Here is a 22624-nt window from a genome sequence, read left to right as displayed (position 1 = left end):
TTAAGAGTAAATCATGAAAATTGTGGCAGTAACTGCGTGTCCAACTGGCATTGCACACACTTATATGGCAGCGGATGTATTAACTAAAGCCGCAGCAAAATATGGCGTCTCTATTAAAGTTGAAACGCAAGGAGCAATGGGAATTGAAAATGAATTAACGTTAGCTGATATCGTGAACGCTGATGTTGTGATCATTGCTTCTGATATTGAAATCGCAAACAAAAACCGTTTTGTTGGGATAAATACAAAACAATACAATATTGAGTTAGTATTGACGGATGTTGACCAAATTTTATCCAAGCATCTTCCATGATTGAACCCGTAACAAATGATTATCGAATTACCTTTTTTGTAAAGCAGAGTGGCTTACCACCTAAATTGGCAAGCCAGTTGACCCGATTAGCAAAAAAATTCAAGTGTTTGGTTTATATTGAAAATATCACCCGAGATCGCCGTTCTGATGTATCAAGTTCTCTTGGTTTATTGCAATTAGCATTAACGGAAGGCGATTTTTGTCAATTAGTTACGGTTGGTATCGATGCGGAGTGGGCAAACTTTGTATTAACAGATTTACTCTCTTCGGGATTTGATTTTATTGCTTCTGATAAGTCTTGTGATTTTTCTGAAGCCATTGCAAATAAGCACCCTAAATTAACCCCGAAATGTGACATTAACTTTCATTACGTAAAAGCACAAACCCAGCTTTCAAAGTTTGAAATACTGAAAGGATTATCATTGCTGATTTGTCCTGAAGAAACTGACGAGTTATTACTTCTTTTTATTAAGCGTGAAGAGCGTTCGTCAACGTCGATGGCGAGGCAAATTGCGTTACCTCATGTGATCACCTCTTTCGTTGATAAACCAACCATTGCGATTATTCGCAGCGATTACTCTGTTGATTGGGCCTCTAAAATGGGGGATGTGAACTTAGTTATCGCTTTGGTTTTACCCGAGAAACCTACTCGAGATATGATCATAAGTGCGACGAAACTAACCCGTAGCATGCTATCGACTGATTTCAGTCAAAGACTTATTAGCACAAGACAGCCAATGGGATTACAAGCCTTACTACTTCATGCTATGTGCCAAGAATAAAAAATAGCCAACGAAAGGAGCCATTCGCCAGCTATTTAGGGGGATTTAGGTTAGTACTTTATTTTACTAAGTTAATTAAACGCTCTCGCAACCTTACCTTGGCTTTGTAACGTATATTGCTCTGTGTAAGCTGGTATAAAGATAGAATGACCTTTAGGCACAGAAACGGATTCCCCAGAGGTATGGTTTACAATCATATCTTGGTCAATCGCAAATAAGATCTCGGCGCTTTGGGTTGTTAATGGCAATTCTGTGTGAGGCGTCAATACTGAGAACTTAAAGTCATCGACAGGAATAGGGTAGTTCATCCCACCATCAATATGTATTGGCTCCATTAATAATGCTGATTGCGGAATACTATTAAACTCAGTACATGCCATCAATTCATCAATATCCATATATTTAGGCGTTAGTCCTGCTCGTAATACATTGTCAGAATTCGCCATAATTTCCAGACCGGTACCATTAATATAAGCGTGAGGGGTACATGCTTTTAGATACATGGCTTCACCTGGTTGAAGCGTGATTACGTTCAACATTAATGGAGTAAATAGACCAATGTCATTTGGGTATTGTTCAATGAGATCTTGAATTTGAATAAATAACTCATCGGTACTTTGTGAAGCGAAGTTAACTAATTCAGTTAAGGCGGTGTCTTTTGCTTCACTTTCTAGAGATAAGAGTGCATTAAAGAATGCTTTCAGCCCGTTAGAGCTTGGATCTTGAGAAAAGTCAGTGACAAGAGAGTTAATTGAAGGCAACGACATTGAAGAAAACAGTGAGATGATGTCGTCAAACTCTCTAAATCCGTTCATTGCTTTATAAGTTGTTAATGCATAAACCAACTCAGGTTTGTGGTTGCTGTCTTTGTAATTACGATTAAACGCATTGATAGCGATACCTGCTTTCTCTTCTTTGTTGTACCCTTCTATCGCTTGCTGCTTGTTCGGGTGAACTTGAATTGACAGCGCTTTCTCTGCGGCAAGGACTTTAAAAAGATAAGGTAGTTCACCAAAACTTTGTGCAGTAGGTGAAGATAAGAAGGCGTCTTTATCTTCATTGATTAAATCAGAAAGTAATACTGAATTGCCATTGATTGTTACAACAGAACAACCATTTGGGTGAGCCCCCATCCACAATTCAGCTTGAGGCTTTTCGGTTGTATTTTTTATGTCGAAAAGAGCTTCGATTGAAGTGTAGCTACCCCAAGCGTAATCTTGAATGACGTTATTCATAGGGTAAAAAAAGTGTTTTTTGCATGCGTTCATAATGGACTCGTATGATATTAGAGCGACACCCTTATTACATTCGGAAGAGTCAATAAGGGTGTCCAAAGTTAATTAAGCCGTTGCTACAGTGAAGTTTTTGTTTTGACGCATTTTCTTGATTGATACACAAACAAGAGCAGTAACAACCGTACCCGCAGCCATACAAGCGATAGCAAGTACTGGTTTATTCATTGCACCCAATAGAGCAACTACAGGGCCGCCATGAGCTACGCTGTTAGTAATGCCGAATGAGAAAGCCATTACTGCCGCGGTCATTGAACCAAGCATATTTGCAGGGATTACTGAGATTGGATCTTGAGCAGCAAATGGAATTGCACCTTCAGAAATACCCACTAGACCCATCGCACCTGACGCTTTACCAGCTTCGATTTCTGATGATTCAAAGATATTGAACTTGCGACCAATAACGGTTGCTAAAGACATTCCTAATGGTGCTACTGGGATAGCACACGCCATCGCACCCATGAATTGAGTTTGACCACTTGCAATCATGCCTACAGAGAATAGGAAGGCGACCTTATTAAATGGACCACCCATATCAAAGCCTGCCATACCACCAAGAACGATACCAAGCAGAACGACGTTACCAGTACTTAAATCAGTTAATAGAGCCGTTAATGAATCCATTAAGCTTGCGATTGGTGCGCCAATAACAAAGATGAATAGACCAGAAATGAACAGTGAACCAGCAATAGGCGCAATCATGATTGGTACAAGCGGTTGAATAAATTTGTGGTAATTAATACTTACGATAAATTTAACAAAGTAACCGACTAATAGACCAGCAATGATGGCTCCAATGAAGCCTGTACCTGCATCCGCTCCATAGAAAGAACCGTTATTAGCAATCCAACCACCGATGAGACCAGGTGTTAATGCTGGACGATCAGCAATAGCATAAGCGATGTAACCGGCAAGAACGGGGATCATTAATGTAAAGGCAACAACACCCACATCAAGAACTTTATTCCAGAGGCTGCCCGGTGGGATTGCCATTCCACTTTCTGTTGGTTGACCACCTAGTGCTAATGCAAGCGCAATCAATAAGCCGCCTGTAACAACAAACGGGATCATGTGAGATACACCATTCATTAGGTAACGGTATAAATCTGAACGTGTTTGAGAGACGCTACTCTTGGTGTCACTTGAAGAAGATGATGAATCAGCCACAAAAGGGGGCTGAGTTAGTGATTGAGTGATTAAGCCTTTTGCATCTTTGATTGGTGCTTTTACATTCGTTTGAATTAGTTTTTTTCCGGCAAAGCGGGTTAGATCTACTTGCTTATCACAGGCGACAATAATGGCATCGGCTTGTTCGATTTCTTCTGCTGTAGGACTATTTTTAACGCCAATAGAACCATTAGTTTCGACTTTGATTTTATAACCAAGTTCAGCTGCGCCTTTTTCTAGGGCTTCGCAAGCTAGATAAGTATGAGCAATACCTGCAGGACAACCAGTCACACCAATAAGAAAACCATTGTTTGCTTCTACAGTATTAGTTATTTCAGGTTCTTGAAGTAGTAGTTCGAGTGCTGCTTTTGAAGAGGTAGTTTTAAGAAATTGTTCAATAAAGCCATCTTCAATTAATTTAGAAGAGAGTTCCGCTAACACTTCAATATGGTGGTCGGCACCGTTTGCAGGGGATGCGATCATAAAGAATAATCGAGATGGCAATCCATCTTCTGCGCCGTATTCAATGCCTTCTTTGCTTACGCCGATCATGACTGCTGGTGAAATTACTGCCGAGCTTTTTGCATGAGGTAAAGCTACCCCTTCTTCAAAACCGGTATTGCCTAATTCTTCACGGGCATAGATATCTGTTAAAAATTGTTGTTTGTCATTGATGCGACCTTGCTGATGTAACGTATTTGCCATTTCTGAAAATACGTCATCTTTTGTTTTTGCTTTAAGATCTAAACAAATGAGTTGTTCATTAATTAAGTCGGTGATCATGATTTATTCCCCGTTTTTATGATTTTCTTAAGTGGGAATAGTGTGAGGCGAATAAGATTTATTGATAAGTGTGTTAGAAAGGCATTTACTGGATTATTGTATCCTGTAGTGGCAAGTGTGATTAAGATCTGATTTTTATAAAACTAAATGACTATAATGTACGAGTCAAAAAAGTATTTAATAAATAACTAGTTAAGCGTGTTTTTGGTTTGTTTTTTATTTGATTATCCACATGGTACTTCTGGTTTCTTTTGATTTTTAGTGGATAAAAGTAGCGTTAATTGAGTTTGTTTGGTGTGAGGTAAAATGACAGTTGTATTTAATAGTGTGCTAGAAGCACTTTTGTCTGAGCGAGAAAGCTTCAACCAAATTTGGTTTGCTGGCGATAAAGTTACCCCTCCACAATTTAGCTATCAGGTAAATTTCCCTCGTTTAGAGTTAGTGGTAAGTGGTGAATATTTAAATCAAATTGAAGATCCCGAATTGGGTATCACTGAAATTAAAGTAATGGCGGGGGATGCCTTATATATACCACCAAACTGTTGGAATAAACCGAGCTGGGATGAAGATTGCTCAGTATTGAGTTTGTTATTTGGTCGCCGTCAGGTTGGCTTTAGTTTGGTGAGTAAGCATAAAGGAGATTCAGGTTTTTATGATGTGCAGAAATACAGTATTCAAACACGTACAGGTCATGCAATCGATAATATTTTAGAAGCCTTAAATGCCCTAGCGAGAGAGCCTAAGAAAAAACCAATGGATGAGCACTTGTTACTTGCTTTATTAAGTTACAGTAATGCTATGCTAGGTGAGCCGAATGATGTGATTTCCCCGAAAAAACGCAGTGAAGATCTCTATCAAGGAATATGTATTTATATTCAGGAAAATTTCCATCGCAACATCGATAGAACCAATATTGCAAATCGATTTAATATTTCGCCAAATCACCTGTCGAGAATGTTTAGACAACAAGGGCACATGACATTAGCAGATTACATTACATGGGTTCGAATTGAACGAGCTAAGTTTATGCTGAAAAAATATACGTTTAGATTAACCGAAGTGGCGACTCGTTGTGGTTTTCAAGATGTAAACTATTTCTATCGAGTATTTAAAAATAAAACAACTTATACACCTTCAGATTACAGAACAATGATAAAATAGGGCATAAATGCCCTAGATTAAACACTTATTTTTGATTTTTTCTAATAATTCACAGGAGAGTTTGTAGTTATGATCTCTTGCTATTTTTTGAGAAAAAAACAATTGAGGCAGTTCTATAATCGCAATTGCAATAAGGATGCAAAATCCGAAGTCTTCGCCTGAGAAAATCAAGAATAGACTTAACACTAACGCAAGTAACTCACCAAAAAACCATAGATATTTTTCTAAATACAGATGATGAAAACCGCCTAAAAATAGATAATTAAGAGTTGCATACGTATCAGGATCTTTAAGCTGTTCGCTTTGTTTCTGATAAAATATCTTACGCTCTTCATTAGATAATTCAGCGACCTGTTTTCTAAGTAACTCTTCTTTTTCTTCTAATTCGTTTAAATTACCAAGAAAATTCATTACGGAACCTCATCATAAATCACTTCAACCAAATCGGGCTGATTACAGCGTTTTATTCTTTGTATGCCTAACTTCCACCCCTTCAGAGCTCCGTATTTTTGAATACATTGTTTTGTATATTCAGAACAAGTCGGTTCGAAGTTACATTCAAGATTTAATAGCTTTTTTGAGCCACCTTTATTTTGATAGGAGCGGATCAAAGTAATAGATAGTTGCGCGAGCATTAACGACCTAATGTAATAATAACGGCTTCACGTTTCCAAAAAAGAAGAAAGCGTTTTTGCTCTACGATTTGAAAAGCCAGTTGCCAACCTTCTTGAGCATGCTTGTTCAGTTCTGCTTCCATTTTTTGGATTGGAACACCGCTCGCTCCTAGAAATATAGTGCCACAACCGCCTTCTACTAAATGAATTACTTTGTATTCTTTGAAGCTTGTCATTACTATTTACTCTGTTGTTTTTAAAAGAAAAGAATGTATTTTATAATCTGTAAATTTACAATTTAAAAAAATAGAAGAGTAGGTATTTGTGGTGTAGCTCTCAATTATTATTTCGAACGCAATTTTTTATATTTAACTAAATAGAAAGACTGGCTTCACATGTTACAAAAATAGGGTTAAGTTGGTTTCCATTGAGACTAATTATGCTAAATAAAGGATTATTTTGAGCTGGATACTTTTTACCTTACTGGCGGCATTCAGCCAATCATGGCGTAACGCATTTCAGAGTCGTTTAAGCAAAGAAATGAACGTTGTAGGGGTTACACTGTCACGATTTCTTTGGGCCAGTCCGCTGGCGGCACTTTACTTGTTATCACTTTATCTATATCAGCCGGTTTCTCTGCCTACTTTTACTGCCTATTCTTATTTTTTTATTATTGGGGCCTCAATAATGCAGATTCTTGCAACCGGCCTAATGGTGGTATTGTTTAAACAAAAGAATTTTGCGATTGGCGCGGGGTTAGCAAAGAGTGAAGCGCCAGTGGCGGCCTTTCTTGGTGTTCTTTTCTTTGGTACGTCATTATCGTTATTTGGTTGGTTAGGGGTTGCCGTTGGTGCGATTGCGGTCTTTATGTTGAGTTGTCCCGATGGTATTCGCAGTATTTCATTAAAAACAGCATTGATTGGCCTAGCGTGCAGTACTTCTTTTGCTTTAACTTCATTGTGGGTTAGAGAGGCGAGTTTAACATTAACGTTGCCATTTCCTCATCGTGCTGCTTGGGTATTATTGTTGGTTATCTTACTGCAAACATTATTACTTGTGGCTTATATGTTAGTTAATAATCGTAGTACCTTAAAAAGGATGTTTACCAAGCCTAAACTAGTTGTAATGACTAGCATCGCAAGCTTTATTGGCTCGTTAGGTTGGTTTAGTGCAATGTCATTGCAAACTGTGCCATTGGTTAAAACACTTGGTCAAGTTGAAGTGTTTTTTACTATTTTAATCTCTTTCTTTTGGTTAAAAGAAGGCATTAAGAGAAAAGACATATTTGCTCTGTTTTTAATTGCGATTGCTGCTGTTTTAGTCATGTGGCAATAGCATGAAGTCGGTTAACTAATACGTTGATATTGCCCTATGAGTTTAAGAGTGGCAGAAAGTGGTTGTGGTTTTGCTAATAAATAGCCTTGTACCGCATCAACTCCGCATTTTGCTACAAACTCATATTCTTCTGTAGTTTCAACACCTTCTGCAATGACTTCGCAATCAGCGATTTCTCCCATCTTTGCTATTAATTGATAAAGCTCTTTTCCTTTTGGTGTGACGGTATCTTGTAATAAAGAACGATCGAGCTTAATTTTATCAAATGGGTATTTATTTAAATGAGGGAACGACGCGTAACCTGTTCCAAAGTCGTCCATTGAGATTTTGAGCCCATGTGATTTTAAGTTTTCCATTGTTTGTAAGAGAGGAAGATTATCACTTAAAATCGCTTCTTCTGTTATCTCTAGCTCTAGCCATTGTGGAGGGATAGAGAAGTGACTTAACCGTGCCAATAAATGGGAAACAAAATCAGTTTTTTCTATAGAGGCCACAGAGATATTAATGGCAACTCGATGCAGTGGTGACAATGTCATTTGTTGCATATCCAACAATACTTTATCAATGACTAGGTTATCTAACATTGGCATCATGTTTAGTAATTGAAAGTCACAGATAAAAGTTGGTGGATGCAGTTTTCCTGTTTTATCTTGATAACGTAATAATGCTTCGAATGAAAAGGAATGCTTATCTAGTACTGATTGTAACAATTGATAATGCATTAATAACTCACCTTCGTGAAGTAAGGTAGCCAGTCGTTTTTGGGCTGAAGACTTATTTAAGCTGTTACTTGCAGAGGTTCTAACACTATCTAACAAGTTGGTGAAAATACTTTTTTCAACCAATGTTTCTGACATCACCGACTTTAAACGAATTGAGTATTTACCTGCAAAAGAGAGATAGAAAGGGCGGTAAATAAAAATGCCGATAATAATAATGAATAATTGCAGTAGCGTTCCTTCGATATTATTTCCCATTGCGATGTAACCACTAAACAGTGGTGGAGTCATCCAATTTACAATTTCTACTACAGGAGAAACAAGCCCAGATGAAATGCAAAGATAAGTAATAAGAAAGCTAACTAAAGGCAACCCTACAAATGGAATGATAAGAAGTGGGTTAAAGATGATAGGTAAGCCAAACAGTAGAACTTCATTAATATTAAAAATAACTAGTGGTAACGCAGCTAGCGCTAGCATGATGTGATTACGTTCTTTAGAGAATATTAATACACACAATAATAAGCTTATGCTGTTACCTGAACCGCCCATTGACATAAAAGCATCGTAGAACCCTTGGCTAATGATATTAAGAGGCGTTTCTCCTGTAGCCCAAGCCGTCATATTTTCTTGTGTAGCAGAGTAGATAGTTTGCTTTGTGGAAAACAGCATGTTGTGGCCGTTAATCCCTATGGCACCTAGTAAACCCAGTAAGGTTTGATAAATTAATCCTCCTGAAAAAGTCAAAGGATCAAGGCTTAACCCACTAATAAGCGATGTAAAGTATTCGATTACTTTAACCACGACTTTAGATAAGAACAATGCAGAGCCGATAAAGACGAAAAAATGCAGCACATGTTTGAATAAACGGGATGAAAAATCTAATGCCTGTGGTTCGAGTTGCAGTAGATTGAAACGGGTACAGTAAATAAAAGTGACGAGAGCACTTAATAACGCAATTAATGGATTGTTTGGCAAGTAGTAAGCGGTAGAAAGGCTGCCATTTTCTATAGAGATAAGGTAAAACAAAACCAATGAATAGATTATAAAGAGAGCACTATTAAATGTGGTTTTATGAGATAAATAGTAACCTGAAATAATACAAAAAGAGAGTGGGTAAATATTGATTAATAAATTGGATAAATGAAAACACAATTCAGAGAAAAAAGGCAGCTCAAGAACGTTAAATGTATGCCCTAATAACATTGCAAGCGCATTTGATAATGTTAATGGTAATAATAGTAGTGCAATGGCTGACAGATCATAAATATAAGAGTATGAGTCATTATTACGTGATGTCAGTTTATTTTTAAATACTGACAGTAAGCCTAAACATGTTGTGCTTAATGAGTTAGGGTAATTGTTGGTTTTCAAAGATTGTATCCAATAAATGATCTTATCGTAAGCCAAAAAAGTGCCAAAAATAAAGTGTCGGACTATAGCAATAAATCATCATGATTAATATAAAGTAATGTTTATGAAAATTCGTTATTTTACTTCATAAAATAAGTTGTGTATTAAGGCGCATCTTACCACTATATTGGTGTTTAACCATGTATTTTGTCATGTTTTTACTTTAAATAATCGAATTTAGAGGAACAATTGTTCAGTTAATAACTCTCTTTTTAAAGAAAGAAAAAGGCAAACCAATTGGCTTGCCTTTGTTGTATTTATAAATAGAACTTTTTAGAAGACTACTCTTCGTAATTCTCAATACTCGGGCAAGAACAAATTAAGTTTCGGTCACCATACACGTTATCTACGCGATTTACCGTTGGCCAATACTTAGATGCTTTTGCTTGAATTGATGGGAAGCAAGCTACTTCACGAGTGTATGGGTGATCCCATTCATTCGACATTAAATCCACTTGAGTGTGTGGTGCATTCACTAGTGGGTTATTGTCTAATGGCCATTCGCCTTGTTGAACCTTGTTCATCTCTTCACGAATCGCGATCATTGCCTCACAGAAGCGATCAAGCTCTGTTAAGTCTTCAGATTCTGTTGGTTCAATCATTAACGTTCCCGCCACTGGGAATGACATGGTTGGCGCATGGAAACCAAAGTCCATTAAACGTTTTGCAATGTCTTCTTCGCTGATCCCTGTCGCTTCTTTTAGCGGACGAATATCAATAATACATTCGTGTGCGATACGACCATTAGTGCCACGGTATAAAACTGGGTAGTGAGGACGTAAACGCTCCATCACGTAGTTCGCATTTAAGATCGCAACTTTAGTCGCTTCAGTCAGGCCCATTTCTCCCATCATTGCAATGTATGCCCATGAGATAGGAAGAATAGAGGCACTGCCTAGATCAGCCGCAGAAACTGCGTAATCTGAACCTTGAACACCATTCTCTGAGTGACCAGGTAAGAAAGGTGCTAGGTGCGATTTAACACCGATAGGACCCATACCTGGACCACCACCGCCATGCGGAATACAGAAGGTTTTATGCAAGTTTAGGTGAGAAACATCAGAGCCAATAAAGCCTGGGCTTGTTAAACCAACCTGTGCATTCATGTTGGCACCATCAAGATATACTTGGCCGCCAGCTTCATGAACCATGTCACACACTTCACGCACTTGCTCTTCATACACACCGTGTGTCGAAGGGTAAGTGATCATGATGCTAGATAGATTTTCTTGATGTTTTGCGATTTTTTCAGCTAAATCGAACATGTCGATGTTGCCGTTATCATCACACTTCACTACAACGACTTTCATTGACACCATTGAAGCTGTTGCAGGGTTAGTACCGTGTGCAGAACTTGGAATCAAGCACACATTACGGTGACCTTCGTTGCGGCTTTCATGGTAACGCTGAATCGCAATTAATCCTGCATATTCGCCAGATGCACCAGAGTTCGGTTGAAGAGAAAAATCATCGTAGCCTGTGATTTCACACAGCATCGATTTTAGCGATGTTGCTAATGTAGTGTAGCCAGCGGCTTGGTTGAGTGGGGCGAATGGGTGAATACCACCAAACTCAGGCCACGTCACTGGTAGCATTTCTGCCACGGCGTTTAGCTTCATGGTACAAGAACCAAGTGGGATCATACCGTGAGTTAATGAGAAATCTTTGTTTTCCAGTTTTTTCAAGTAGCGCAGCATTTGTGTTTCGCTGTGGTGTGTGTTGAACACTGGGTGTGTTAAGAATGATGAGGTGCGACGACACATTTCAGGGATTGCTGCAAATTCATCTTGAGCTACTTCGTTTGAAAGCGTTTCACATTCTGCATTATCAACACCAAATACCGTCAGTAGTGCAACTAAATCAGAAACCGTGGTGGTTTCATCAAAACTGATACCAAGTTTAGTATCAAATTTACGTAGGTTGATACTTGCTGCTAATGCTTTGGTATAAAGAATATCCGTTTGTTGCTCTGTCTTAATGGTTAGCGTATCAAAGAAGCTTTGATGCGTTAATTCAAAACCTGCGGATTGTAATGCTTTTGCCACGATAGCCGTGAAATGATGCACACGGCGAGCAATGGTTTTTAATCCTTCTGGACCATGATATACCGCATAGAAAGAGGCCATATTTGCAAGTAATGCTTGAGCCGTACAAATATTTGATGTCGCTTTTTCACGACGAATATGCTGCTCGCGTGTTTGCATTGCCATACGCAGTGCTTGGTTGCCTTTTGAATCAATAGACACACCAATAACACGACCCGGCATAGAACGTTTTAGTTTTTCACGTGTTGCCATGAATGCAGCGTGTGGACCGCCATATCCCATTGGTACACCAAAGCGTTGTGCACTACCAATGGCAATATCTGCACCCATTTCACCCACAGGTTTTAGCAATACAGAAGCAAGTAGATCTGTAGCGACAACTACGAGTGTTTTTTTTGCGTGTGCTTGGTCGATCAATGTTGTGAGATCTTTAACTTCACCCGTGGTTCCCGGGTATTGAAGTAGAGCTCCAAATACATCATGTGAATCTAAATTTGAGTCAGTATCAACAACAACATCAAAACCGATGAATTTCGCTCGAGTTTTTATTACCGCTAATGTTTGTGGGTGAACATAATCAGCTACAAAGAAAGTAGAACTCTTATTTTTACCACCACGCTTACACAGAGTCATTGCTTCTGCAGCGGCAGTTGCTTCATCAAGAAGAGATGCATTAGCAATATCAAGACCTGTTAAATCCATTACCATCTGTTGGTAGTTTAGTAGAGCTTCTAAACGACCTTGAGATATTTCAGGTTGATAAGGGGTATACGCGGTGTACCAGCCTGGATTTTCTAATACATTACGCAGGATCACGTTTGGCGTGTGCGTGTTGTAATAACCTTGGCCGATATAGCTTGTATTAAGGGTGTTTTGTTGAGCGATTTGTTTTAACTCAGCAAGCATGGCATTTTCAGAAAGGCCATGAGGTAATTGCATTGGCTGAGGTAAACGAATTGAGCTTGGTACGGTTTCTTCGATTAATTTTTCTAGTGTTTCAGCGCCAACGGTATTAAGCATATGTTGATGCTGTGAAGAAGCGGGACCATTGTGGCGACGAATAAACTCGTTATCCGTGCCTAATTGTTGAAGAAGCTGACTCATGATCTTAATCCTTTTTGTTATTTTTATTCTTCTTCGATGCTTTCAAGGTATTGATCGCCAGGAATTAAGCTTTCTAGTTGTCCTTCATCAGACAGTTTGATTTTAGCAATCCAACCACCTTCATATGGTTCTTCATTTACAAGTTCAGGACTGTCTTCTAATTCTTCGTTGATTTCTACAATCACACCAGAGACTGGTGAGTAAATATCTGAAGCTGCTTTTACTGATTCAACTAAAGAGAAACTCTCTTCTGCTGTTACTTCATCATCTACGTCAGGTAAGTCTACAAATACAACATCACCAAGTAGGCTTTGAGCGTGAGCAGAGATACCAACGGTTACTGTACCGTCACCATTTTCACGTACCCATTCGTGGCTTGCTGTAAATTTAAGATCTTTTTCCATGATTCTTCTCCAGTATGAATTGCCTTTAGCAAATTAGCTCTTGCAAAATAGCGTTAGCGAAAAATGTCGTGTTATGTATATTAACAACGATAATTATTCCTAAACATACAAGTGTGAAATGCAACATTCAATGCTGAAGTTTCCAATAAGAAACTTTGTTTCCCATTTTGCTACCTAGCGCACTATTTAAGCATTCTTGTTGCTTTTTATCTCGCAATTTTCCTCCGTAAGATGAATATTAATAGAGTAACTTGGATGCTTAATGAGCAAGGAGGAACGCTTGAACGAGCTTAAAAATATAATGGCAGAAGCAAAGATCGTTAAAGTTGATGAAAATAGCGAGGAGCAACCGATTGCACCGCTTGATCTTGGTAAGCGATTAAAAGACATTCGAATTCAACTTGGATTGACATTAGAAGAGGCAAGTAAGCGAACAGGATTAGCTCGTTCAACGCTTTCTAAAATTGAAAATGAACAAATCTCGCCTACCTTTCAAGCATTACAAAAATTGGCTAGTGGGTTAGATATTGATATTCCGCAAATATTTGAACCACCAAAACAGAAAGGCGCGGTGGGCAGAAGAGATATCACTCGTGTAGAACAGGGTAAACCTCATCCTACAGCGACTTATGAACATGAACTGTTAGCGACACAATTATCTAATAAAAGGATGATGCCATTTAAAAGTCGTATTCGAGCACGTAATTTTGATGCGTATGCAGAATGGGTGCGTCATGACGGAGAAGAATTTTTATTGGTTCTAGAAGGCGAAGTCTGTTTTTACAGTGAATTTTATGAACCTGTTAATTTAGCCGTAGGAGATAGTGTTTATTATGAAGCAAGTATGGGACACGTACTTATTTCAATCAGTGAAGAAGACGCTCAAATTCTCTGGGTTACCGCAAAATAAAATGTAACCGATAAACGCCTACTTAATTAGAAAGATAACGACAAATCAGCCAGTGATGGCACATGGAGAAAGAAGAATGTCAGAACAATTAAACAAAACTGCACTTTTTGATATGCACGTAGCTGCTGGCGCAAAAATAGTGCCATTTGCCGGTTATGATATGCCTGTTCAGTATCCACTTGGTGTAAAGAAAGAACATCTTCACACGCGTGATGCCGCAGGTTTGTTTGATGTATCGCACATGGGGCAACTTCGATTGAAAGGTAAAGGTGCGGCGGCGGCACTAGAAGCGTTAGTGCCTGTTGATATTATTGACCTTCCTTCTCAAAAGCAGCGTTATGCGTTCTTCACAAATGATGCTGGCGGTATTATGGATGACTTAATGGTAGCTAATTTTGGCGATCACTTATTTGTTGTTGTGAATGCCGCGTGTAAAGAACAAGACATTGTACATCTACAAGCGAACCTTCCTGAAGGTGTTGAGCTTGAAGTGATTGAAGATCGCGCTTTATTGGCATTACAAGGCCCTCAAGCGGCAGATGTATTATCACGACTTCAACCGTCAGTTGCTTCTATGTTGTTTATGGATACGGCAGTTATTGAGATCAATGGCATTGAGTGCTACATCAGTCGCTCTGGCTACACAGGTGAAGATGGTTATGAAATCTCAGTGCCAAATGATAAAGCCGCAGAGCTTGCAACAGCATTAACGTCATTTGAAGAAGTGGAATGGATTGGTCTTGGGGCGCGAGATTCGCTGCGTCTTGAATGTGGTTTATGTTTATACGGGCATGATTTAGACACGACTACGACACCAGTAGAAGCAAGCTTACTATGGGGTATCAGCAAAAATCGTCGTGCAGACGGTGATCGTGCAGGAGGCTTCCCAGGTGCAGATATAATCTTAAAGCAAATCGAAACGAAAGATGTGAATCGTAAACGTGTCGGTTTAGTGGGTCAAAGCAAAGCGCCAGTGCGTGAAGGTTGTAAGTTATTTGATGCCGCTGATAATGAAATTGGTATTGTAACCTCTGGTACAGCAGGACCGACAGCGGGTAAACCGGTATCTATGGGCTATGTAAGAACCGATCTTGCTGTCATTGGTACTGAAGTGTTCGCTGAAGTTCGAGGTAAAAAACTAGCCATGACGGTTGAAAAAATGCCATTTGTTCCTCAGCGTTATTATCGCGGTTAATACTTTTGGTTAGATATTATTAGCTCTATTTATGATATTCACAAAACCCTCTATGCTTACATCAGCGAGAGGGTTTTATGTATAGAATGTAATAAATATTGGAAATTTCATAAAATGTACACTAAACATTAATAATGTATGGAGGAAATAGTTTCAGTTCAGTTGTTCTTTATTTTTTGTGATTGGTTTATTTTAGATAGATTTTTGCTGATTTTAAGAAGATTAATGAGTTTTACTTCTCACTATTGATCTTTTTTGAACACTGTTCATTATTCGCAAGTCTATGTAATTTAATAATAAACCCGATTCTAGCGAACGCTTGTAAGCTAGGAAAGTGTTTGCATAAAAACGTGATGTGTAACACAATTATAATTCTGGCACTTACTAAGCATTGTTTTTACGATTAGATATCAAATAAGGTTTCTCTATGAAGGTTGTCGATTTTCTAAAGCATAAGCGTGAATATCTGGCTAAACATCCGTTTGAATTAAAAGACTGGATGTCACCAACCATTAAAGATTACTGGATTGAATTTTTACAGAAAGCCAATAATATTCACATTATTTCATGGGTTAAAGAACACAAGCGTGCTGCAAATGGACCGCAGCAAGATGTAGTTCAACCTGAGCCAATAGAAATGAATCTAGATACTCAAGCTGTATTTGAAGAGTTAACCGCTCGTTTGGGCGAAGAAATCCATATTGGCGATTGGTCAATGATGGATCAAGAACGTATTAATCAATTCGGTGCTGTAACCGAAGATATGCAATGGATCCATACCGATCCAGAAAGAGCATCAGCAGAATCCCCATTTAAAACTCCCATTGCTCATGGCTTTTTGACGCTTTCAATGCTATCAAAATTAACAGATAACGTAGGCAGTGATAACTTATTATTCCCTACGGCGAAAATGACAGTCAACTATGGTTTGAACAAAGTACGTTTTCCATACCCTGTAAAAGCGGGTAAACGAATTCGTGCGAGAAGTACGCTAATGTCGGTTACTCCAATTAAGCGTGGTTTAGAAATTGAAACTGAAGTTAAAGTTGAAATTGAAAAGTGCCGTAGACCAGGGTGTGTTGCTGTTTCTGTCATACGTTTGTATTTTTAATCACGGATAAAGCTGATTTAAATACATAAAAAAGTCGCGTTAATCTTTATGCTATGAAGATTAACGCGGCTTTTTTTATGTCGATAATGATTTAAGCTACTTTTTTTCGATTGTGATTAGCGCCACGTAACATCGCTTGAACTAACTCTGTTGCTTCAAATTTAGTTAGCGCTTCATGCGCACCAACTTGCTTGGCTTGCTCAACACAAATTTCGCTTGAAAGAGAGGTGTGGAGAATAACGTAAGCGTCTTTTAACTTGGTGTCATTTTGAATTTCAAATGCCAACTCATAGCCATCTAAGCCCGGCATTTCTATATCACTGACCACAATATCAAATGGATTGTTTTCTTCTGCTGCTCGCTTTAAGGTTTCATAAGCATCAAGTCCATTGGTCGCAACATGATAAATTATGTTAATGCTGTCTAAGGCGGTTGATAATTGCTTACGAGCGACAAAAGAGTCATCAACCAATAAGATATTAAGCGCTTTGAGCTTCTCCCTTTCGACGTCGGCTAAAATAGGATAAAGATTTGAAGTATCTTCGGGGTAAATTTTTGATAATAGAAGTTCTACATCCAAAAGTTGAACTATTTTATCTTCAACACGAGTAATCCCTGTCACAAATACATTTGAACCTGCAGTTTCTGGAGATGCTTCAATTGCTTTCCAATCGCATTCAATGATTTTGTCGATAGCTCTAACTGCGAAGCCTACAACAGTGCGCATGCAGTCTGTGATGATAATATAACAATCTTTTAATTCTTCTTCTTGAAGAGATCTAAACCCAACCGCGGCAGACATATCAATAATGGGGATTGCCATATTTCGGATTGTTGCTGTTCCTAATACATGGTGGTGAGAATAAGGGATGGAGGTGAGAGTTTGAAAAGGCACAATCTCGCGCACTTTTAACGTACCAATGGCAAAACGTTGAGTTAGCGTGAGTTTAAATAGCAGCATTCCCTGAGATTGGTTCGCTTTGCTTTTCATAAATAATAGCCTTGTGGAAATAATTTTTCTTATAGGTGTGATTGTAGTTTTTTTGAGACACTTTTTAAAGGTGAGGCTATCAATTGTCTCTATATAAACGATATAATTGAACTAAATTTATCTAGGATCATTTTGAGGTATTCATGGCTAGCACTGCAGCAGCGCTACATATTCTTGTTAAGCATAAAGAACAAGCAGAAGACATTATTCAGCAGCTTAAAAAAGGCGCTAAATTTCACGTATTAGCGAAAAAATACTCTAGCTGTCCTTCTGGTAAAAAAGGGGGAGATTTAGGTGAATTTAAAAAAGGCCAAATGGTACCACAGTTTGATAAAGTGTGCTTTAGTGGGGAAACTCTTGTACCACACCTAGTGAAAACTAAATTTGGCTGGCATGTAATTAAAGTACTGTGGCGTACTTGACAAACTTTTTAAAGGACTTGAAAGTTTGTTTGTTTTGAACATGTAACTAAGGTTCTTTACCGCACATAAGTAATTGCCTCTAAGAGACATAAAAAAAATCCGACTTATTATGTCGGATTTTTTATTACCTGTTCAACGTAAGCTTGAGAAAATTAACGTTCCCAGTAGGCTTCCTCTAAACAATCTTCACGCTCTGGCATTGATTTAGATAGACGTGGTGAATGTTGAGTTAATACCTCGTAGCTTGCACGGTTTGAGTACTTACAAATTTGAGAGAAAGAAGAGTAAGTTAAATAATCAGCATCGTGTTTGCTTGAGTTTGGCACATTCTCTTTATGGTAGTAGTTAGCGGCCATATCATGAAGAAGAGCAGATAATGCAGCATCACCAGCGCCATTGGTATTTTTAATCTCCATTGGACCACCCATGTAAGGGGCTATGTGAGAAGAGACTTTAATTGGCTTAGTACATTGTGCTTTCATCATTGGGCGACTGTATTCAAAACGGTTGAATTCAGGGATATTACCAGGAAGAAGTGGCTTATCAGTTTCGCGTTTAATACTTTCTTCTGTGAAACCAGCCATGTATAAACCAACTGGGCCAGCAGTACAAAGCACTAAATCTACCCATTCTAACGCTTTATCTGCTGCTAGTAGAGGATCTTTTTCACCCGTAAGGGCTTCAGCTTCTTCTTCGTTCATTGCAACAACAGTCACATTCTCTTTTAAGAACGCTTGCCACCAATCTGCTTTTCCTTCAATTACGTATTTAGTGCCTAAAGTAAGAACTACAGGGACGTTATGAGATTTTGCACAATCGATCGCTTTTTGAACCGCATCCATCATTGGATCGCCTTCTTTACCACGAACAAGGTAAGAAGAAATCACTAATGCAGAGGCTTTTTCAAAAATGTGCTCAGGAACGTGAGCAGGACAAAGTTGGTTCATGTCACCTTCATTGATCGCAAACGTACGTTCGCCATCTTCTGAGATCAAGGTGTAACAACGACCGATAGGGCCTTGAACTGGTTGTAGGTGGTCTAAGTCCATTCGGCTTGTTGTGTTACATAGGTAACGATAAGCGTAAGAACCGATTTTGATATTTTCACTCATTACACCAAGCAGAATAGACTTGCTGTCTGCGAGAACAGAGTAGTTATGAAGTGTGTTACCAATGGTATCGCCAGGATACTCATGACTGATCAAGTTTCTTTCAAACAGTTCTTTATATAAAGCTTCTGCTTTTGATTCTTCAAGAACCAAAGAATGACCTTTACTTAACTGGTGACGCGCTAAGAAATCATCATCAACTTTAGCTTCGATATCGACGATGGTTTGACCAACACCAATAAGGTGGGTGCGTTCAAGTTTAGGGGTTTGTTTGATTTGATTCACTAATGGATCGCGAGTGTGAACAGGAAAATAGTGTTTAGACTTACGTTGGCCAGGAAACTTCATGAATTAAAGATCAGTTAATAAGTGAATTTTCCGAGATTATATCACAAGTTTTTTCATTAACATTCATGAATATAGTAAAAAGTTGAGATCTAGATCACTTTGATTTTATTCGCTCAAATAGCAAACGTTTACTTCTATGGTTTTGGTGTGAAAATATCCAGTTTATCGTTCGATATAAAATGCTGATTATTAGTGTTTTTTAGTGATATTGTTTGGGGTGGCTTCTCTGTTAGGGTAATTATCCTGAAGGATGTTATTTGTTTGTAGATTTATCAATAGTATCACAAAAAAAAATGAATTATCAGGCTTGCGAAATAAGTTTCCGGCCCTATAATACTGAAAACCGGAGCGCCTGCCAGCGCTCCGGTTTTTTTGTGCCTGCTATCTTGGTTTGTTAACTGCCTTCTGCCAAAGGCAACAAGAGATAGTAGAGCCAGTATCGATAATACGAGGAATTTATCATGCGTATCGAACAAGAGTTAAAGTTAGGCTTCAAAGATGTACTGTTTCGTCCTAAGCGTTCAACACTGAAAAGTCGCTCTCAAGTCGAATTAACCCGCGAGTTTACATTTAAGCATAGCGGTCGTCAATGGTCTGGTACACCTGTAATTGCAGCTAACATGGATTCTGTAGGTAGTTTTGCAATGGCAAAAGCACTTTCTGAGCATGGTGTAATGACTGCGATTCATAAACATTATACTGTTGAAGATTGGGCAAGTTTTGTAAAAGAAAATGATGCATCGGTTCTGAAAAACGCAATGGTTTCTACTGGTACTTCTGAAGCAGATTTCCAAAAGACTAAAGATATCATGGCATTAACAGATGACTTGATCTTTATTTGTGTTGATATTGCAAACGGTTATTCTGAGCATTTAGTTCAATACGTAGAAAAAGTACGTGCTGAATTTCCTGATAAAGTGATCTCTGCTGGTAACGTTGTTACTGGTGATATGGTTGAAGAGCTTATCCTAGCTGGTGCAGACATTGTTAAAGTTGGTATTGGCCCAGGTTCTGTATGTACTACACGTGTTAAAACAGGTGTTGGTTACCCACAACTTTCTGCAATCATTGAATGTGCTGACGCAGCACACGGTCTTGGTGGTCGTATCATTGGTGACGGTGGTTGCTCTTGTGCTGGTGACGTTTCTAAAGCGTTCGGCGGCGGTGCTGATTTCGTAATGCTTGGCGGTATGCTAGCTGGTCACGAAGAGTCGGGCGGTGAAGTAATTGAACAAGACGGTAAGCAATTCATGAAATTCTACGGAATGTCTTCACAAAGCGCGATGGACAAGCACTCAGGTGGTGTTGCTAAGTACCGTGCTGCTGAAGGTAAAACCGTGCTATTACCATACCGTGGTTCAGTTCATACAACGATTTCAGACATCCTTGGCGGTGTACGTTCAACTTGTACATACGTAGGCGCGGCACAGCTTAAAGAGCTAACTAAGCGTACTACTTTCATCCGAGTACAAGAGCAAGAGAACAACGTTTTCGGTAAAGAGTGATAATTTACTTTTTATGAAATTATGCTTGATTTAGGGTCGCAGTGTGCGGCCCTTTTTTAGATAAAGTATTAATTATTATAATACCTTTCACCATCGATTACCCAACTTGCAATGACATTCATATCTCTTATTTCAATCTTGATTTCGGTCATATTTCTAGCACCTTTACCTACTAATTGAGAATAAAGTTCTTCCGCCTCTCTTTCTGCAGTTGCTTGGCCTGTAGCCCCTAGTTCTTCTGCTACCTTGTACACAAATTCAGGTTTCATGGTTATCCTTCTCCTTGTTATATTTAAATCAATAAAACCCTAGCATATATTGTTTGATAGAAAGTAAATGAATGTCACAGAAAAATACCTCTATAACTAACATATTTAAAGAGAGTTAACTTGTATAGTTTAAATGAAACTTACATAAATCTTTGTTATTAATGATAAAAAATAGGTTTTTATGTTATTTTTTTGTACTTTTGTTCTCTTAATGGAGACAGTGTCTCATTTTGTAAAAGATATCGATTGCTTTGGTGATTTGTTGATATATATTTAGAATTTTTATGATGCGATTAATTATGACAGTAAATAAGCTAGATAATGTAGTAACTAAAGACATACTTATTTTTTCGAAGATATGGTGTATTGTTCTTATTGTATTTTCTATTGCTTATTTTTGTTTTAATATTATTTCTCTAAATCGTTTACAGCGTGGCGTGGTTGATGATTATAAAGCTATTTATTCAATTACTCGTCGTTTCTCTTCTTATTATAATAATGTCGATTCTGTATTTTTAGAAAAAGGTGATTATCATAGAAATGGCGTAAGTATTGTTGTTAATCGCGATAGTCAAGTTAAGATATTATCTTCTGGGATAAAAAAGTTACGAATTGAATTAGAAAAATTAATTGATGATAGCTTGTGGACCGTTGCCGTTTTTCAAAACCCCTCTTACTACATGCATTTTGATCCTCTTAGAAAACAATATGAAATATTTTATAAAGGGCTTAATCATGAAAATGTGATTGAAGATATTGTTGATAAGAAAAGCCTCAATGCAACCTATCAATCTTTCTATGGGTGTAATTTAAGACTCACTGAAAAATACATTGAAAAGCAAACGAATAAAGAGGTCCGATCAATTTATTATCCAATATATAATAAAAAGCACCTTGACTCGCTGTTAGTTATTGATCTTAAAGCGTCATTACTATCTGAGAAGGTATCTCAATTTAATGACGAATATAATACAGCTATTAATAGTGATGATATAGGTAATAACTATAAAAAATCGTTATTTTTACCTTGTTCAGATCAAGATAAGATCAGTTTAGGTATTAAGCTTGTTGATATAGTTAAAATAGTATTATTGCCATCTCTATTGTTTTCTTTAACACTTTATTTTTTAAGGTTGAACTTTAATCGCCGTAAGTATTTATTACAGTTTGATCGCATGACTGGTTTTTATCGTCGTGATTATTACGAAAAACGGTTATATAAAATGAAATCACACTCATTACTTTTAATCGATATCGATCATTTTAAACGAATCAATGATACTTATGGTCATAAGAAAGGTGATGATGTGATTCAAGAGGTTGCAGCTCGAATTTTAAATAATATTCGTTTTAAAGATATAGCGATTCGTTGGGGGGGAGAAGAGTTTATTATTGCGTTTGATTTATTAACTCAAAACGAACTAGAAAAAGAAGCGGAGGTAATCCGATATGCTATTGAAAAAGAGAAGGTTAAAGGAGTCACCGTGACTATATCTTTGGGCGGAGTAGTCGTGGATGACTTACCATTTACCGATGCTTATAAGCGAGCGGATGCCGCATTATATGCTTCTAAGGAAGGCGGTCGAAATAAAGTTACGATTGATAGGTAAGTTGACTCATTAGCTTTGGCGT

General features: G+C 38.1%; 21 protein-coding genes. 10 read left to right on the top strand and 11 right to left on the bottom strand.

Features of this window, described 5'->3' with window-relative positions:
- Window positions 1-13 precede the first annotated feature (13 nt).
- Both BTO23_RS15945 and BTO23_RS15940 read left to right on the top strand, forming a co-directional pair.
- Entirely contained in the window at window positions 14-313 is a 300-nt protein-coding gene (locus BTO23_RS15945; protein ID WP_060992991.1) for a PTS fructose transporter subunit IIB, read from the top strand.
- Window positions 310-1095: a PTS sugar transporter subunit IIA gene (locus BTO23_RS15940; RefSeq protein WP_060992992.1), complete on the top strand. Its 786-nt coding sequence runs from the start codon at window positions 310-312 to the stop codon at window positions 1093-1095. The genes BTO23_RS15945 and BTO23_RS15940 overlap by 4 nt, the downstream gene beginning before the upstream one ends.
- A gap of 71 nt (window positions 1096-1166) precedes the next feature.
- Here the strand turns inward: BTO23_RS15940 and manA are convergent, their stop codons facing one another.
- Together manA and BTO23_RS15930 are read right to left on the bottom strand one after the other, a co-directional pair.
- On the bottom strand, window positions 1167-2363 hold the full coding sequence (gene manA / locus BTO23_RS15935; RefSeq protein WP_105064007.1) for a mannose-6-phosphate isomerase, class I: 1197 nt from the start codon (window positions 2361-2363) through the stop codon (window positions 1167-1169).
- 72 nt (window positions 2364-2435) lie between these two features.
- Entirely contained in the window at window positions 2436-4337 is a 1902-nt protein-coding gene (locus BTO23_RS15930; RefSeq protein WP_061005802.1) for a PTS fructose transporter subunit IIABC, read from the bottom strand.
- A 306-nt stretch (window positions 4338-4643) separates the two neighbouring features.
- Here BTO23_RS15930 and BTO23_RS15925 point away from each other — a divergent pair, with 306 nt between their 5' ends.
- Window positions 4644-5498, top strand: a complete 855-nt coding sequence (locus BTO23_RS15925) for a helix-turn-helix transcriptional regulator (RefSeq protein ID WP_060992995.1) — start codon at window positions 4644-4646, stop codon at window positions 5496-5498.
- Between the two features lie 12 nt (window positions 5499-5510).
- Here the strand turns inward: BTO23_RS15925 and BTO23_RS15920 are convergent, their stop codons facing one another.
- From BTO23_RS15920 to BTO23_RS15910, 3 genes are read right to left on the bottom strand one after another with little or no spacing between them, the layout of a single operon-like run.
- The gene (locus BTO23_RS15920; protein WP_061005804.1) at window positions 5511-5909 is read right to left on the bottom strand and encodes a hypothetical protein; all 399 of its coding nucleotides are present in this window, start codon (window positions 5907-5909) and stop codon (window positions 5511-5513) included.
- Window positions 5909-6133 (bottom strand): membrane protein insertion efficiency factor YidD, encoded by a 225-nt coding sequence (yidD, locus tag BTO23_RS15915; protein ID WP_060992997.1) that lies wholly within the window; start codon window positions 6131-6133, stop codon window positions 5909-5911. The genes BTO23_RS15920 and yidD overlap by 1 nt, the downstream gene beginning before the upstream one ends.
- A complete protein-coding gene (locus BTO23_RS15910; RefSeq protein WP_060992998.1) occupies window positions 6133-6348 on the bottom strand; it encodes a DUF4177 domain-containing protein in 216 nt (71 codons plus the stop codon). Before BTO23_RS15910 ends, yidD begins: the two co-directional genes overlap by 1 nt.
- A gap of 223 nt (window positions 6349-6571) precedes the next feature.
- On the opposite strand from BTO23_RS15910, the gene BTO23_RS15905 reads away from it, so the two are divergent.
- Window positions 6572-7447 carry a DMT family transporter gene (locus BTO23_RS15905; RefSeq protein WP_061005807.1) on the top strand — a complete coding sequence of 292 codons (876 nt, stop codon included), beginning with the start codon at window positions 6572-6574 and terminating at the stop codon, window positions 7445-7447.
- An 11-nt stretch (window positions 7448-7458) separates the two neighbouring features.
- Here BTO23_RS15905 and BTO23_RS15900 read toward each other — a convergent pair whose 3' ends face one another.
- The 3 genes from BTO23_RS15900 to gcvH form a co-directional block, all read right to left on the bottom strand.
- Window positions 7459-9489 carry an EAL domain-containing protein gene (locus BTO23_RS15900; protein ID WP_170066777.1) on the bottom strand — a complete coding sequence of 677 codons (2031 nt, stop codon included), beginning with the start codon at window positions 9487-9489 and terminating at the stop codon, window positions 7459-7461.
- Between the two features lie 371 nt (window positions 9490-9860).
- Window positions 9861-12728 (bottom strand): aminomethyl-transferring glycine dehydrogenase, encoded by a 2868-nt coding sequence (gene gcvP / locus BTO23_RS15895; RefSeq protein ID WP_105064005.1) that lies wholly within the window; start codon window positions 12726-12728, stop codon window positions 9861-9863.
- Between the two features lie 23 nt (window positions 12729-12751).
- Window positions 12752-13132, bottom strand: a complete 381-nt coding sequence (gene gcvH, locus BTO23_RS15890) for a glycine cleavage system protein GcvH (protein WP_060993000.1) — start codon at window positions 13130-13132, stop codon at window positions 12752-12754.
- A gap of 301 nt (window positions 13133-13433) precedes the next feature.
- Here gcvH and BTO23_RS15885 point away from each other — a divergent pair, with 301 nt between their 5' ends.
- The 3 genes from BTO23_RS15885 to BTO23_RS15875 all read left to right on the top strand — a co-directional run bounded on the left by BTO23_RS15885 (window position 13434) and on the right by BTO23_RS15875 (window position 16348).
- On the top strand, window positions 13434-14042 hold the full coding sequence (locus BTO23_RS15885) for a helix-turn-helix domain-containing protein (protein ID WP_105064004.1): 609 nt from the start codon (window positions 13434-13436) through the stop codon (window positions 14040-14042).
- A 76-nt stretch (window positions 14043-14118) separates the two neighbouring features.
- On the top strand, window positions 14119-15237 hold the full coding sequence (gene gcvT / locus BTO23_RS15880) for a glycine cleavage system aminomethyltransferase GcvT (RefSeq protein WP_105064003.1): 1119 nt from the start codon (window positions 14119-14121) through the stop codon (window positions 15235-15237).
- Between the two features lie 427 nt (window positions 15238-15664).
- A complete protein-coding gene (locus BTO23_RS15875; RefSeq protein WP_060993003.1) occupies window positions 15665-16348 on the top strand; it encodes a MaoC family dehydratase in 684 nt (227 codons plus the stop codon).
- Between the two features lie 91 nt (window positions 16349-16439).
- Here the strand turns inward: BTO23_RS15875 and BTO23_RS15870 are convergent, their stop codons facing one another.
- The gene (locus tag BTO23_RS15870) at window positions 16440-17339 is read right to left on the bottom strand and encodes a chemotaxis protein (RefSeq protein WP_061005815.1); all 900 of its coding nucleotides are present in this window, start codon (window positions 17337-17339) and stop codon (window positions 16440-16442) included.
- A gap of 143 nt (window positions 17340-17482) precedes the next feature.
- On the opposite strand from BTO23_RS15870, the gene BTO23_RS15865 reads away from it, so the two are divergent.
- Window positions 17483-17761, top strand: a complete 279-nt coding sequence (locus BTO23_RS15865) for a peptidylprolyl isomerase (protein WP_105064002.1) — start codon at window positions 17483-17485, stop codon at window positions 17759-17761.
- Window positions 17762-17913: 152 nt separating this feature from the next.
- Here BTO23_RS15865 and BTO23_RS15860 read toward each other — a convergent pair whose 3' ends face one another.
- Window positions 17914-19218 carry an inosine/guanosine kinase gene (locus BTO23_RS15860; RefSeq protein WP_060993006.1) on the bottom strand — a complete coding sequence of 435 codons (1305 nt, stop codon included), beginning with the start codon at window positions 19216-19218 and terminating at the stop codon, window positions 17914-17916.
- Between the two features lie 461 nt (window positions 19219-19679).
- Between BTO23_RS15860 and BTO23_RS15855 the strand changes: the two genes are divergently transcribed.
- On the top strand, window positions 19680-20723 hold the full coding sequence (locus BTO23_RS15855; RefSeq protein WP_060993007.1) for a GMP reductase: 1044 nt from the start codon (window positions 19680-19682) through the stop codon (window positions 20721-20723).
- A 68-nt stretch (window positions 20724-20791) separates the two neighbouring features.
- Here BTO23_RS15855 and BTO23_RS15850 read toward each other — a convergent pair whose 3' ends face one another.
- Window positions 20792-20992, bottom strand: coding sequence for a hypothetical protein (locus BTO23_RS15850; RefSeq protein ID WP_060993008.1), 201 nt, complete (start codon window positions 20990-20992; stop codon window positions 20792-20794).
- Between the two features lie 299 nt (window positions 20993-21291).
- On the opposite strand from BTO23_RS15850, the gene BTO23_RS15845 reads away from it, so the two are divergent.
- On the top strand, window positions 21292-22602 hold the full coding sequence (locus tag BTO23_RS15845) for a GGDEF domain-containing protein (RefSeq protein WP_245922124.1): 1311 nt from the start codon (window positions 21292-21294) through the stop codon (window positions 22600-22602).
- Window positions 22603-22624 lie beyond the last annotated feature (22 nt).

It is taken from the genome of Aliivibrio sifiae (assembly GCF_002954715.1).
GTDB lineage: Bacteria > Pseudomonadota > Gammaproteobacteria > Enterobacterales > Vibrionaceae > Aliivibrio > Aliivibrio sifiae.
This window is presented reverse-complemented; position numbering and strand designations above follow the sequence as displayed.

What these genes read in the sequence shown, in the direction of transcription:
- BTO23_RS15865 (WP_105064002.1), top strand. Translation starts at nt 17,483, where the DNA reads ATGGCTAGCACTGCAGCAGCGCTACATATTCTTGTTAAGCATAAAGAA.
- BTO23_RS15860 (WP_060993006.1), bottom strand. Translation starts at nt 19,218, where the DNA reads ATGAAGTTTCCTGGCCAACGTAAGTCTAAACACTATTTTCCTGTTCAC.
- BTO23_RS15925 (WP_060992995.1), top strand. Translation starts at nt 4,644, where the DNA reads ATGACAGTTGTATTTAATAGTGTGCTAGAAGCACTTTTGTCTGAGCGA.
- manA (WP_105064007.1), bottom strand. Translation starts at nt 2,363, where the DNA reads ATGAACGCATGCAAAAAACACTTTTTTTACCCTATGAATAACGTCATT.
- BTO23_RS15875 (WP_060993003.1), top strand. Translation starts at nt 15,665, where the DNA reads ATGAAGGTTGTCGATTTTCTAAAGCATAAGCGTGAATATCTGGCTAAA.
- yidD (WP_060992997.1), bottom strand. Translation starts at nt 6,133, where the DNA reads ATGCTCGCGCAACTATCTATTACTTTGATCCGCTCCTATCAAAATAAA.
- gcvP (WP_105064005.1), bottom strand. Translation starts at nt 12,728, where the DNA reads ATGAGTCAGCTTCTTCAACAATTAGGCACGGATAACGAGTTTATTCGT.
- BTO23_RS15855 (WP_060993007.1), top strand. Translation starts at nt 19,680, where the DNA reads ATGCGTATCGAACAAGAGTTAAAGTTAGGCTTCAAAGATGTACTGTTT.
- BTO23_RS15920 (WP_061005804.1), bottom strand. Translation starts at nt 5,909, where the DNA reads ATGAATTTTCTTGGTAATTTAAACGAATTAGAAGAAAAAGAAGAGTTA.
- BTO23_RS15885 (WP_105064004.1), top strand. Translation starts at nt 13,434, where the DNA reads ATGGCAGAAGCAAAGATCGTTAAAGTTGATGAAAATAGCGAGGAGCAA.
- BTO23_RS15940 (WP_060992992.1), top strand. Translation starts at nt 310, where the DNA reads ATGATTGAACCCGTAACAAATGATTATCGAATTACCTTTTTTGTAAAG.
- gcvH (WP_060993000.1), bottom strand. Translation starts at nt 13,132, where the DNA reads ATGGAAAAAGATCTTAAATTTACAGCAAGCCACGAATGGGTACGTGAA.
- BTO23_RS15845 (WP_245922124.1), top strand. Translation starts at nt 21,292, where the DNA reads ATGACAGTAAATAAGCTAGATAATGTAGTAACTAAAGACATACTTATT.
- BTO23_RS15870 (WP_061005815.1), bottom strand. Translation starts at nt 17,339, where the DNA reads ATGAAAAGCAAAGCGAACCAATCTCAGGGAATGCTGCTATTTAAACTC.
- gcvT (WP_105064003.1), top strand. Translation starts at nt 14,119, where the DNA reads ATGTCAGAACAATTAAACAAAACTGCACTTTTTGATATGCACGTAGCT.
- BTO23_RS15945 (WP_060992991.1), top strand. Translation starts at nt 14, where the DNA reads ATGAAAATTGTGGCAGTAACTGCGTGTCCAACTGGCATTGCACACACT.
- BTO23_RS15910 (WP_060992998.1), bottom strand. Translation starts at nt 6,348, where the DNA reads ATGACAAGCTTCAAAGAATACAAAGTAATTCATTTAGTAGAAGGCGGT.
- BTO23_RS15930 (WP_061005802.1), bottom strand. Translation starts at nt 4,337, where the DNA reads ATGATCACCGACTTAATTAATGAACAACTCATTTGTTTAGATCTTAAA.
- BTO23_RS15850 (WP_060993008.1), bottom strand. Translation starts at nt 20,992, where the DNA reads ATGAAACCTGAATTTGTGTACAAGGTAGCAGAAGAACTAGGGGCTACA.